Source organism: Arthrobacter sp. UYNi723 (assembly GCF_054057635.1).
This window is the reverse complement of record NZ_JBSRZM010000015.1, coordinates 1-12072: the sequence shown is the minus strand read 5'-3', so window position 1 is coordinate 12072 and position 12072 is coordinate 1. Positions and strand designations below refer to the sequence as shown.

The 12072-nt window shown below is 66.6% G+C and carries 10 protein-coding genes, 1 pseudogene and 1 riboswitch; of the genes and pseudogenes, 9 read left to right on the top strand and 2 right to left on the bottom strand.

Annotated features, from left to right (window positions below):
* Positions 1-308 precede the first annotated feature (308 nt).
* From ACVWY0_RS12770 to ACVWY0_RS12755, 4 genes are all read left to right on the top strand, one after another.
* Positions 309-1124 carry a TnsA-like heteromeric transposase endonuclease subunit gene (locus ACVWY0_RS12770; protein ID WP_485837027.1) on the top strand — a complete coding sequence of 272 codons (816 nt, stop codon included), beginning with the start codon at positions 309-311 and terminating at the stop codon, positions 1122-1124.
* Positions 1121-3172 (top strand): transposase, encoded by a 2052-nt coding sequence (locus ACVWY0_RS12765; protein ID WP_485837026.1) that lies wholly within the window; start codon positions 1121-1123, stop codon positions 3170-3172. The genes ACVWY0_RS12770 and ACVWY0_RS12765 overlap by 4 nt, the downstream gene beginning before the upstream one ends.
* A gap of 159 nt (positions 3173-3331) precedes the next feature.
* Positions 3332-4219 carry an ATP-binding protein gene (locus ACVWY0_RS12760; RefSeq protein WP_485837025.1) on the top strand — a complete coding sequence of 296 codons (888 nt, stop codon included), beginning with the start codon at positions 3332-3334 and terminating at the stop codon, positions 4217-4219.
* A complete protein-coding gene (locus ACVWY0_RS12755; RefSeq protein WP_485837024.1) occupies positions 4216-5052 on the top strand; it encodes a hypothetical protein in 837 nt (278 codons plus the stop codon). The genes ACVWY0_RS12760 and ACVWY0_RS12755 overlap by 4 nt, the downstream gene beginning before the upstream one ends.
* 667 nt (positions 5053-5719) lie before the next feature.
* Here the strand turns inward: ACVWY0_RS12755 and ACVWY0_RS12750 are convergent.
* Positions 5720-6223, bottom strand: coding sequence for a hypothetical protein (locus tag ACVWY0_RS12750; protein WP_485837023.1), 504 nt, complete (start codon positions 6221-6223; stop codon positions 5720-5722).
* 238 nt (positions 6224-6461) lie between these two features.
* Here ACVWY0_RS12750 and ACVWY0_RS12745 point away from each other — a divergent pair, with 238 nt between their 5' ends.
* The 3 genes and pseudogenes from ACVWY0_RS12745 (at position 6462) to ACVWY0_RS12735 (ending at position 9515) form a co-directional block, all read left to right on the top strand.
* Positions 6462-6803: a metal-sensitive transcriptional regulator gene (locus ACVWY0_RS12745; RefSeq protein ID WP_485837022.1), complete on the top strand. Its 342-nt coding sequence runs from the start codon at positions 6462-6464 to the stop codon at positions 6801-6803.
* An 18-nt stretch (positions 6804-6821) separates the two neighbouring features.
* The gene (locus ACVWY0_RS12740) at positions 6822-7049 is read left to right on the top strand and encodes a heavy-metal-associated domain-containing protein (RefSeq protein ID WP_485837021.1); all 228 of its coding nucleotides are present in this window, start codon (positions 6822-6824) and stop codon (positions 7047-7049) included.
* A gap of 2 nt (positions 7050-7051) precedes the next feature.
* Positions 7052-9515: pseudogene (locus ACVWY0_RS12735) on the top strand (heavy metal translocating P-type ATPase).
* Here ACVWY0_RS12735 and ACVWY0_RS12730 read toward each other — a convergent pair.
* Positions 9493-10242, bottom strand: a complete 750-nt coding sequence (locus tag ACVWY0_RS12730; protein ID WP_485837020.1) for an NlpC/P60 family protein — start codon at positions 10240-10242, stop codon at positions 9493-9495. The pseudogene ACVWY0_RS12735 and the gene ACVWY0_RS12730 sit on opposite strands and share 23 nt — an antisense overlap.
* 3 nt (positions 10243-10245) lie before the next feature.
* Positions 10246-10444: riboswitch (cyclic di-AMP (ydaO/yuaA leader) on the bottom strand.
* Between the two features lie 322 nt (positions 10445-10766).
* On the opposite strand from ACVWY0_RS12730, the gene ACVWY0_RS12725 reads away from it, so the two are divergent.
* Positions 10767-11111 (top strand): heavy-metal-associated domain-containing protein, encoded by a 345-nt coding sequence (locus ACVWY0_RS12725; RefSeq protein WP_485837019.1) that lies wholly within the window; start codon positions 10767-10769, stop codon positions 11109-11111.
* A gap of 71 nt (positions 11112-11182) precedes the next feature.
* A partial coding sequence (locus tag ACVWY0_RS12720) for a P-type ATPase actuator domain-containing protein (RefSeq protein WP_485837018.1) occupies positions 11183-12072 on the top strand: 890 nt, incomplete at its 3' end.

The window sequence follows — 12072 nt, the reverse complement described above, 5'->3', positions numbered from 1 at the left end:
ACTGGCCAGCCCCCTGACAAAATTGGCCAACTATCGCGTCAATTGGCCAACTACCTTGGCAATCGACACTAAACGTCGGCTTAATGTAGGCCACTCTCCGCTCTCCGATGACGCCGATAATCTACATTATGTCAAGTAATATAGTTGTAGCTTCAACTATATTACATGTATTCTATGTCTGCCGTCGCGGAGAACCCTCTGCTAAAGTCCCGCACTGCCACTGTCCTGTCGCAATTTAGTTGGCCATTTTCGCAACTTACCTGGCCACTTACGGATTTCTGGGGTTTGTCTCAGTTAATCTGGCCACCATGGATGCTGTTAAGCCGCTGAGGGCGCTGCCTTCGAACATGACGGACGGGACCCGTGTGCTGGCGCGCCTGGACGGGCGTATGGCGAATACGCCGCTTTCTGGGGCTCTTGCATCGCTCGGGCTTGAGTCGGCGCTTCCCGTGCGGGCGTTCTTCTCGTGGCAGGGCAAGCGGAACTACGAGGGCAGATGGTGGTCCAGTACGGTCCGGTCCCATGTTGGGTTCGAGAGCCTGCTGGAGCGCGACTTCCTGCTCTCGGCGGACCATGACCGGGATGTCGTTGGGGTCGCGTCCCAGCCGTTCGCGTTCCTGTGGCCGCGCGGGACCGAGGGTTCCCGGGGGCACGTGCCCGACTTCTTCGTCCGGCTGCGGGATGGCACGGGCCGGGTCGTCGACGTTAAGCCTGCAGGCCGTGTCCGGTCCGCGGAGCGCCAGTTCGGCCTGACCCGCGAAGCCTGCGCGGCGGCCGGATGGGAGTACGAGGTCTTCACCGGTCTGGCCGAGCCGCTGGCGTCGAATCTGCGGTGGCTCGCTGGCTACCGCCAGGACCGCTTCGCCCCCGACGGCACCGCAGCGGCCGTGCTGGTCGGCTCGTTCAACCCGGAGGCCTCTTTGACCGGGGGCGTGCGGCGGGCAGCCAAGGCGCTGGGCGCCGACGAGGGCATCGTCCGCGCGCAGGCGCTCCACCTGCTGTTCACGGGGGTGCTGGCCGTCGACCTCGACGCCCTGCTCACGCAAAACACGCGGGTGTCCCTGGGTGTCGCACCGAAGGCGGGCTCCGCCTGGGACGCCAGGTCGCGGGAGGCCGCGTCGTGAAGTCTGTGCGCCTGTTCGACTTCATCCAGTTCGACGGCGCCTCTTGGCAAGTGGCGGCCCACGACGGCGCCGAGCTGGCTTTGAAGAATCTCTCCACCGGCCGCATCCGCCGGTTGCCGGTCGCCGAGCTGCTTGCCGACGACTCGTACCTGCCTGACGCGCCCGCTCGCCTGCCGTCCCTGGCCGGTGTCGCGCTGCTCGAAACGCTCGAGCCCGGCGCCCGGGCGCAGGCTGAGCTGCTGCACCGTCACGTCTACGAGCTCGTCAACGGGACCCCGCCGGACGCCGCCCCCGGGACGGCGCCCAAGCCGGAGTACGACCTGGCCAACCCGCTGCTGCGCCGCATCGAGGCCAAGGCGGCCGAGCTCGCCGCCGCGGGCACGCCGATCGCGGCCCGTACGTTGCGCCGCCACGTCGCCGCCTACCGCAAGCAGGGCATCACCGGACTTGCCGACGGGCGCAACACACGTCAGAGCACCCTGGCTGGCTGGGCCGACCCGGAGCTCGTGGCGCTGCTTGAGGCCGAGATCGCAGGGCAGACCAACACGTCCACCGGGACACGGTCCCGCGCCGTGACCCGAGTCCGTGCCCTCGCCGAGCGGCAGGGCCTGACGGTCCCGTCCCCCGCCACTCTCTACCGGATCCTGGCCAAACTGGAGAAGTCCCGGCACTCGTTCGGCAACGCCACGACCCGCAGGACCCAGGCCAGCCGGCCCGACCGGACATGGGGCCGGCAGGCGCCCGCGCGGCCTGGGGAACTCGTGGAGATCGACTCCAGCCCTTTGGACCTGATGCTCATCTACCCCGACGGGTCCACGGGCAAGGCCGACCTGACCGTGGCGTTGGACATCGCGACCCGGACGCCTCTGGCGGCGGTCCTGCGCCCCGAGGCGACCAAGGCAGTCGACGCCGCGGTCTTGCTGGCCAGGGCCATGACCCCCTTGCCGCTGCAGCCCGGCTGGGACGCAGCCCTGGGCTACTCCCGATCGGTCCTGCCCCAGGGCATGATCCCTGGCGGCGCGGACGTCCGCTCCGCGATCGCTGCCAAGCCCGTCATCGTGCCAGAGTCGATCACCGTGGACCGGGGCAAGGTCTACATCGGCGCCACGTTCACCAGCGCGTGCGAACGCCTCCAGATCAGCCTGACCAAGGCCGCACCGCGGACCGGGACCGACAAGCCCCACATCGAGCGTTTCTTCGCCGGGGTCAACTCGGGCTTCACGCAATACCTCGCCGGTTACACCGGCCCGAACGTCGTCCGCCGCGGCAAGGACCCCGCCGCCGAGGCACGATTCAGCCTGGCCGATGTCCAGAACCTGCTTGACTGGTGGCTCGTCGCCGTCTGGCAGAACCGCCCGCACCCGGGCCTGCGCCACCCGGCCATGCCAAAGAAGGACCTGACCCCGAACGAGGCCTTCGCCGCGCTCTCCGGCGTCGCCCCGCAGATCCCGGTCACGCTCACCCGCGAGGACTACATCGCCCTGCTGCCCTTGGACTGGCGCACCATCCAGCCGTACGGGATCAACTTCCACAACCTCCACTACGACAATCCCGCCCTGCACGAATACCGGGGCGTGCACTCGGGGCTGCCCGCCCCCGCGAACGGACGCTGGGAGATCCGCTACGATCCCTACCGGCTGCAGTCCATCCATGTCCGCGACCACCGCAGGGGTGTCTGGATCGAAGCCGAATGGACCATGGCACGCCAACTCGCCGGCCCGTTCTCCCTCGACGTCCTCGCCGCCGCGAAAAAGGCCCTGGACAGGCGCTCCGGCAGCATCCCCGGCGCCGACCTGCTCGCAGAGGTCAATCGCATCATGACCGCCCCGGCAGGTCGGGCCGAGGCCCGGGCCGCCAGGCGAGCCAGCGCCTCGCCGTCGAGCGTTCCGGATCCGGCTCCGCTTCGGCTTCTGACCCCTGTTTCTGAAGAAGAACCCAAGCCCGAACCGGGCGCCGCTGCCCCGTCCGCGGCGGCTGCGATCGCACCTGCGGGTCCGCGTCCGCGTCCGCGTCGTCATGCCCGCCGTATCGACCTTCTGGAGGACTGAGCCATCGCGACCCCCGACTCCCTGACCGCCTGGCGCCAGTTCGTCGACCACGCCCCGATCGAGCCGGAGCGGCTCTCCCGCAAGGAGCTCAAAGCACTCTCCCCCGAGGAGAAGGATGCCTACGACCGGGAACGTTTCGGCTGGCTGGCGGCCGACACCGTGCTGGAGACCACGGACACGCATGCCCTTACCCGGCAGACCAGAATCATCCTCGCGCGCAACGCGGCCACCACCGCCACGGCGCGGCGAGGGCTTGCGGTCTCCGGGGCGGCCGGGATGGGCAAGTCCACCGCCGCGCTGCTGATCGGCAAGCGCCATGAGAAAGCCGAGCGCAGGCGCCTCGATCGTATCGATGACGTGTCCTTCGCCCCGGTGGTCTACGCTGTGGTCCCCCCAGCGACCACACCGAGGATGCTCATGCAGGCCTTCGCCAGCTGGCTCGGCCTACCGGTGCCCCAGCGGTCCACCGCGCAGTTGGTCACCGAGCACGTCGTGGGTGTGCTGCGCACCTTGGGGACATCGCTGGTGGTCGTCGACGAAGTTCACAACCTGACGACGAACAGGCAGGCCGGCGCCGAGGCGGCCAGCACCCTCAAACAGTTCGCCGACCGGCTGGACGCGACCTTCCTCTACGCCGGCATCGACCTGCCCACCACGGACCTGTTCGCCGGGGACATGGGGAGGCAGATCAAGGCCAGGATGATCATGCATCAGATGCGTCCCTACGGAAACGGATCCAAGGCAGACCGCGAGGCCTGGACCGAACTCGTCCTCGGCGTCGAGGACCTCCTCCCGCTTGCCGAGCACGAACCCGAGTCCCTCGCCGAGGAAGCCGCATACCTGTGGGACCGCACCGGCGGGAGCATCGGCGGCCTCCGCGCCCTCCTGTCGGACGCGGCCATCGGAGCGATCATCGACGGCACCGAAAAGATCGACCGTCGCCGCCTCCAGGCCACAGCCACGGACTACGCCGCCGAAGAACACCACCACACACGTGCAGCCATGTCCGCCGGCAGCCACAAACGCGGGCTGCAGCGGGCCCAATGACGATCCAGCCGCTCCCCGTCCCCACCAGGATCTTCGGCGGCGAGGGCTTGATCAGCTACGCCTCCCGCCACGCCGCCCGCAACGGCACGACCGTCGAGAAGATCGAACGCTCGCTCTCCGAAGCGGGATCCATCCCCAAGCCCAGCCACCGCCGGACCCCGGAAAGGCTGCAGGCCTGGCGCAGCCTCGGCGCGCTTCACGAGAACGCCTTCGCAACGCCCGCCGTGATCGACGGCGCCGACGTCATCGACCGCATGCTCTGCCTGCGCTGCACCCAAGGATCAGGCGGAACCGGGCGGCTGCCGCGCATCGGGTGGGTCTGCGCCGGACACCGGCGCTGGCTCGGCACCCCACAGCACGACATCCGGGCCCTGCCCGAACTCGTCGCCGCCGAACGCCACTACCGCCGGGTCCTTGCCCCACGCGGCGTCCTCGTCCGATCCCCCATCATGCAATGGGCGCGCGAATGCGCGATCACCGGGATCGCTCAATCCGAGATGGCTGAGCGGAATCATCGGGTCGCCACCTCCAACCCCAACCTGCTCACCTACCCCGAAACCGTCAGAATCGCCCGACTTGTCACGGACCCGGGATTCAACACAGGGATGCTCCAACCCGGGTTCCGTGCCCGTGAACGCCACGCCGTGAGCGTCAAAGCCAGTACGGGGATGTTCCCCCAGGCCGAGGACAACGAATCATGGCGCGTAGCCCACCGGATCACCGCCATATTCAACGCAATCGCCGGAGAGATCGAGAGGAATCCCTCCCGTATGGCAGGCACTACGCCATACAGCACGACACTGGCTCAAGCCTGGAGAATCTGGGGAAGATAGCCCACCGGCCTCGGCACTCCACTCAGCGACACCGGGCCTCAGCCCGCTTCCCCTGACCTCACCCCCGTGGGACAAGGACGCCGAGCGTTCGATACGGAATGGCCAACTAAATTGAGACGGTTCCTACCCCATCCGTCTCAATTTATCTGGCCTTTTCCCACGTCAAGGTGGCCAACTAAATTGAGAAAGGACAGCCACGCCTTACGGCGCGTGCTCGACATAATGCTCGTCCCCGGTCATGGCCCAGATGCCACCGGCCTTACCCTTCGGCTTCCGGGCCATGGACTTGCCGGGCCACGACGCAGAAGTTTTCACCACTTTCACCTAGTTTCACCTACATTCCCTTAGGAGGTCTGGTGCAGAGCCCCCTCAAGCCGACGGCAGGAGCAACTCCCGCTGCGTTGGTCGGGCGGGCCGGGCTTTTGGACGAGTTCGAGTACGGTCTGCAGTAGGTTCCGGGGCGCCCGGGCATCTGACCATCATCACGGGGTCCAGAGGCATCGGGAAGACAGTCCCTTCCCCGCCCCGACCGCTGTCGGGACGCCGGGCATGACGTCAGGAGCATGCCGGGCCGAAGGGAGGCGCCCACCGCCGGGGCGCCATGTTGTGGCGTGCCCGTCGAGCAAACGTGTCGCACGTCGTGCCCCTGTCATTCGCCCTGCTGAGCCTACGGCTGAGCGGCCGCGCCGTGTCCTTCCCCGGGTTCCTTCGTCAGCTCCGGCGCCGGCCTACCTCCCCGGGACCGGACTATCCGCAGGATCGTCGCCGCAAGCAGGCCGGCCGCCATGGTGACGACTGCCCCGACGCCGATGTAGAACAGGGCGGGAGCGATGGCCGGCGCGGCCGCAGATGCGTCGGCGGCCGCGGTAATGACCCACCAGTACCCGGCTGTTGCTGCTGTCCAGATCGCGCCGGCGATGCTGACGAGCCACGACAATGGAGAGAACCATCTGAGGCCGGCGCTGTAGGAGAGCGCCACGGCCAGGGTTCCGGTTCCTGCCGAAGCCAGGACGAGGCCGCCAAAGACGAACCGCCCTGCCAGAATCCCCACCAGCACGCAGGCTGCGCCGATCAGGACAATCCGTCGGGCCGCAAGCGGCATCCCCGTACTGCCGGCTGGTGCCCCTCCAGGAGGCGTGGGGAGGGAATCTTCGTGGTCATCGCTGCTCATACGGTTCTGTAGTCCTCACGGGTTGGCGACACTGCTTGACAGGTTCGCATCAGGCCGGCGATTTGCTCAGCGTCACCCCCCAATGCTGACACACCGGCGAAACCTGCATTGGCCTTCTGTCACAGGAGACCCCGGCCTTCGGGTCAGTCATAGCACCTCTGCAGGCGTAAATCGTGCGCGCGCTATACCCCAAGGGGGTAGTTGCAAATTATACCCCTAGGGGGTATGTGTTGTTGGTATGCGTGAAGGAATTTCCATCAGCCAGAACGTCACTGAGGCCACCGGCACCGCCGCAGCGGCTGACCACGGGTACACCAGCGAGAAGGACGCGTATCTGCGCCGGCTCAAACGCATTGAGGGGCAGGTGCGCGGCATCGCCCGGATGGTCGATGAGGATTCGTACTGCATCGACATCCTGACCCAGGTCGCGGCCGTGAACAAGGCTCTGCACGCGGTCAGTCTGGGCCTGCTGGAAGAACACATTGGCCACTGCGTCGTCAACGCCGCGGCGGAATCCGACGAAGCCGGCGGGGCGAAAGTCAAGGAAACAACAGAGGCCATCGGGCGTCTGCTGCGCTAGCAACGAAGGAAAATCGCCTTGAGCATCAACACAACGGTCAACATCTCGGGCATGGACTGCAGCCACTGCGTTGCCTCCGTCACCGAAGAGCTTCAGAAACTCGACGGCGTCAAGGACGTAGCCGTCGAACTGAACAAGGACGGACTTTCAGTTGCCACCATCACCTCGGCGTCCGAACTGGAGCCTGAACAGATCGGTGAAGCCATCACGGAAGCCGGCGACGTCCTGGTCAGCAGCGGGACCTAAGGATGGACGCCGAAACCTTTACCAGGACCCGCATCATCGAACTCGACATCGAAGGCATGACCTGCGCCTCGCGCGTCGCCCGGGTCGAACGCAAACTTGGCAAACTCGACGGGGTCGAGGCCAGTGTGAACCTTCCCCTGGAATCCGCACAGGTCACCGTTTCCCGACTCCATCACGGACCAACAGATCATCGATACGGTCACAGCCACCGGCTACTCGGCACGACTCAAAGCACACCCCGGGACAGGCGAAGGACGCGGCCTGGGGCCTGAGGATGACCCGGCCCTGAGTGGGCTGAACGATGAGGCTCAGCCCGCCTCTGCAGCAGCCGCCGCCCTGCGTCCGCGGCTGCTGCTCGCTGCTATTCTCACCCTGCCGGTAATGATCATTTCCATGTTCCCGGCAGCACAGTTCCCGACTGGGGCTGGGTGGCCTTTGCACTGAGCCTGCCCGTGGTCAGCTGGGCCGCATGGCCCTTCCACCGAGCCGCAGCAGTCAACGCCAGACATCTGGCAACCACCATGGACACCCTGGACTCAATCGGGGTGAGTGCCGCCTTCCTGTTTTCGGCCTGGCAACTCTTCGCGGACCCTGCCCTGACCGAGCACCCAGGCATGGACATGAGTGCCTATCCCCTGTACTTCGAGGTCGCCGCCGTCATCACGACATTCCTGTTGCTGGGCCGATACCTGGAGGCCAGCGCGAAACAGCGTGCGGGCAACGCGCTGCGGGCGCTGCTGAATCTGGGGGCGAAGGAAGCAACAGTTCTCCGCAACCGGGTCGAGACCCGGATCGCCGCCGACCAGTTACGGCCGGGCGATGTCTTCGTCGTCCGCCCGGGCGAAAAAGTCCCCACTGACGGATACGTTATCGAAGGCCAAAGCGCCGTGGACACCTCCCTGATCACCGGTGATTCACTTCCGGTGGAAGTCGGAATCGATGACACCGTCATCGGGGCGACGATCAACACCAACGGACGGTTGCTGGTCAAGGCAACCCGTGTGGGCAGCGAAACCACCCTCGCGCAGATGGGAAAGCTGGTCAGCCAGGCCCAGAGCGGCAAGGCCCCGATTGCCCGGATTGCTGACCGGATCAGCTCAGTCTTTGTCCCCGTCGTCCTCGTCATCGCGGCCATCACCTTCGCGGCGTGGCTCTTTGCCACCGCTGACCTGCAGTCCTCCTTTACCGCCGCGGTCGCGGTCCTGGTGATCGCCTGCCCCTGCGCCCTGCGCCCTGCGCCCTGCGCCCTGGGCCTGGCCACCCCGACGGCACTACTGACCGGGACCGGACGAGGCGCACAGCTGGGCATCCTCATCAAGGGCCCGCAGGTCCTCGAAGACACCCGGACAGTGGACACCATCGTGCTGGATAAAACCGGAACGGTGACCAGCGGACAACTTTCCGTTTCCTCCGTACAGTCCTTCACCTCGGCGACCGGGGAGGAGATTCTTGCCCTGGCAGGAGCCGTCGAAGCCGCCAGCGAACACCCGATCGCCCATGCCATCGCCCGTGCAGCCAAGGCCAACGCCCCGCTGCTGCCCGTCACAGGCTTTGACAGCGCACCGGGCGGGGGCGTCCGCGGGACCGTGGAGGGCCGGCGGGTGGTTGCCGGCCGTGCCGGCTGGCTGGAGGATAACGGCATCATTCCCGCCGCAGACAACTACGCGGCGCTGCAGACGAGGGAGGCCTCCGGCGCGACCGTCATCTGGGTCGGCATTGATGGTGAGACCGAGGGAATCATCAGCCTCACCGACACGGTCAAAGAAGGATCCGCTGCCGCGATCGGACTGCTGAAATCCCTGGGGTTGCGGCCCGCCCTGCTGACCGGGGACAATACCGCGGCCGCCGCTGCTGTGGCCGCAGAGGTGGCATCCCGGCGGAAGATGCGATGGCCGGAGTCCTGCCCGAGGGCAAGATAGAGGCCGTCCGCCGGCTGCAGGCCGGCGGGGCCACAGTGGCGATGGCCGGTGATGGCGTGAATGATGCCGCCGCCTTGACACAGGCTGACCTGGGCATCGCGATGGGCAGCGGCACCGACGTTGCGATCGCGGCCGCGGACCTGACAGTGATGGGAAGCGACCTGGGCCAGGTCGCGGACGCCATCGAGCTCTCCCGGCGGACGCTGGCCACGATCAAGACCAACCTGCTCTGGGCGTTCTTCTACAACGCCGTCGGCATCCCGGTCGCGGCCCTGGGTCTGCTCAATCCGATGATCGCGGAGCCGCAATGGCAGCCAGCTCCGTCCTGGTTGTCAGCAACTCTTGCGGCTGCGCCGTTTCTCCGGCCAGAAGACGACCGGGACGTCGGTCATGCCGGCGTCCACACCCGTCCGCTGATAGGCATCACGGTGCCTGTCGCGAGGTGACCGATCCTGCGCGGGCATGGAGAAGGCCGGTGATGCGCTGCCCCCAAGGCACCGAATCACCGGCCTTCACGTTCCTATTTAGCCCGCGCGGACGAAGGTGACAGAGCCTTTGGCCGTCATCCACGTCAGGGGGTGGACGGCAGTTTCGTTCTTGCCGTTCAGCCCGGAGCTGAGGACCTGTCCGTTGCCAACATAGATACCCACGTGTCCGGGCTGCATCACCATGTCCCCGGGCTGCGGGTCCGTCACGACTGTGCCGTAGTTCATGAAATCCATCGGACCCAGGTCGCCGACGGGAATCCCTGCGGCGCCAAGTGCCTGTTCAACCAGCCTGGTGCAGTCCTGGATCATGCCGATCTGGGCGTAAGCAGCAGAAACCATGGCCGCGTTCACCCCTCCCGCGGCCGGAGCAGCCACTGGCGCAGCAGCAGGGGCTACGGTGATCGTTGCTTTCGCCGGCGCGGCGGAAACTGCCGGCGCGGCCGCGGGGGCGGCTGCAGGCTTAGGTGCCTCGACGACGGGGGCCGGCGTGGTGCTGATTTCCGGGCGCTCGTAGGAAATTGTGACCGTGGCATCGGCGCTGAACTGAGCAGGTGCCTGACTGGTGATTTCCAGGTTCGACGTCGGCTCCGCGTCCCGCTGCTGGGGTGCTTCTGCCGCCTGGGCGGCGATGCCGCTGGTCAGGACCAGACCGGAAGCGGCAGCGATAACGGCCGCTTGACGTCCGACAGTTCCGGCGTTGGCGGCCATGGATTTGGTCAATCCGGTGAGCGGGCTGGTGGGCGTGATGGCGGCGCGGCGGCGGCCATGGGTTTTGAGCGTAGACATGAAGAGGCCTCTCCCAATGCCTACGAGGTGAGCTGTCGGATTCGGATGGGAGACACCCGGCCGCATGTTCCTGCGCGAAGGCAGTACAGCGGCTTCACCCCAAGGCCTGCCCGAAGCAAGCCAAAAATTGGGTTCCCCGTCTCTGCCGGACGAAATATGCGAAAGGATCCCGGGCAGCGGCAGAGTTCGGCAATCAGCTCGGGAGTGCCGCCCTCGGAGAAAACCGGCACGGGTTCGACCGTACAGGACATCTGCCCCAATTGTCACATTTGAATAGCGGGGCCAGTCGAGGGCGGAGGACCCCGGCCCGATAATGCAACTCGAGCCCGGCCTACCGGTCTAAACAGGGGGTGCGCCGGGGCCCGGCCGCTCACGCCGGTTGTTCGATTTCCGCGGGGGGACGCCGGCATCCACCTTGCCAAATATACCCCATAGGGGTATTATTCGGGTGTTGTCAGTGAAGTGGTTTGTCCAGGCCGATGCGCTTTCCGGCCGCCACAGCCGTTCAACCCCAGCGCCTCCCCATGATTTCTCTTGCAAAGGACCGAACTGACATGTGTGCACCCGAAACCCGGACCGGACTGCCCCTCGTGGCCGCTGAACCGTCCGGATGCAGCTGCTGCTCCACCTCTTCCCGGACCCTGGCGTCGCCGGCAGTTCAAGGCAGCGACTACTCCGTCGAGGGGCTGACCTGCGGGCATTGCGTCCAGAGCGTAGAAAAGGCGGTGTCCGGCCTCGACGGCGTGACATCAGCCGCCGTCGAGCTGGTGCCCGGAGGGACATCCCGGCTAAGCGTCTCCGGCGCCCATACCGACGCTGAGGTCCGGGACGCCGTCGCCGCAGCCGGGTACAGCCTCATCAGCAGGTAGTCCAACTCCCACCCTGAGGACAGCCCTGGCGGCCTCCTTTGGGAAGACTTCCCCACACAGGAGGGGCAACGATGGAAAACCACAACAATCACGACGGCGGCGTGGACCACGCCGGCCACCAGGCCCCACGGCCCGTACCGGGCCAGGCGACGGCGGTGGCAAGTCCTCCGGCCAAGCACACCGGGCACTCCCACGCGGAGCACGGCGCCGCCGATGACCACGCGGTCCACAGCCATGGGCAGCACGCCGGGCACAGTACCGCCATGTTCAAAAACAGGTTCTGGCTCACCCTGGTCCTGTCCGTGCCGGTGGTCTACTTCAGCCCGATGGTCGGCCACCTCCTGGGCTATGAGCCCCTGAAATTCCCCGGCTCGACATGGATCCCGGCCGTGCTGGGAACGGTGATTTTCCTCTACGGAGGCCAGCCGTTCCTCAAAGGCGGCCTGCAGGAACTGAAGACCCGGCGCCCGGGAATGATGCTCCTGATCGCGATGGCCATCACTGTTGCGTTCGCAGCGTCCTGGGTCACCAGCCTGGGCCTCGGCGGGTTCGACCTGGACTTCTGGTGGGAACTGGCGCTGCTGGTCGCGATCATGCTGCTGGGCCACTGGATTGAAATGCGGGCCCTCGGTTCCGCGCAGGGCGCCCTGGACGCCCTCGCGGCCCTGCTCCCGGATGAAGCAGACCGCATCACCGACGCTGGCACGGAGACCGTACCCGTCTCCGAACTTCGTGAAGGCGACATCGTCCTGGTCCGCTCCGGCGCCCGTATGCCCGCCGACGGCACCGTCGTGGACGGGCAGGCCGAATTCGACGAGTCCATGATCACCGGCGAATCCAAAACCGTGCCCCGCGCTCCAGGAGACAAAGTGGTGGCCGGTACCGTCGCCACTGACAACACCGTCCGGGTCCGCGTGACCGCCGTCGGTGAGAACACCGCGCTGGCCGGCATCCAGCGGCT

What these genes read in the sequence shown, in the direction of transcription:
- ACVWY0_RS12725 (WP_485837019.1), top strand. Translation starts at nt 10,767, where the DNA reads ATGATTTCTCTTGCAAAGGACCGAACTGACATGTGTGCACCCGAAACC.
- ACVWY0_RS12750 (WP_485837023.1), bottom strand. Translation starts at nt 6,223, where the DNA reads ATGAGCAGCGATGACCACGAAGATTCCCTCCCCACGCCTCCTGGAGGG.
- ACVWY0_RS12770 (WP_485837027.1), top strand. Translation starts at nt 309, where the DNA reads ATGGATGCTGTTAAGCCGCTGAGGGCGCTGCCTTCGAACATGACGGAC.
- ACVWY0_RS12730 (WP_485837020.1), bottom strand. Translation starts at nt 10,242, where the DNA reads ATGTCTACGCTCAAAACCCATGGCCGCCGCCGCGCCGCCATCACGCCC.
- ACVWY0_RS12755 (WP_485837024.1), top strand. Translation starts at nt 4,216, where the DNA reads ATGACGATCCAGCCGCTCCCCGTCCCCACCAGGATCTTCGGCGGCGAG.
- ACVWY0_RS12745 (WP_485837022.1), top strand. Translation starts at nt 6,462, where the DNA reads ATGCGTGAAGGAATTTCCATCAGCCAGAACGTCACTGAGGCCACCGGC.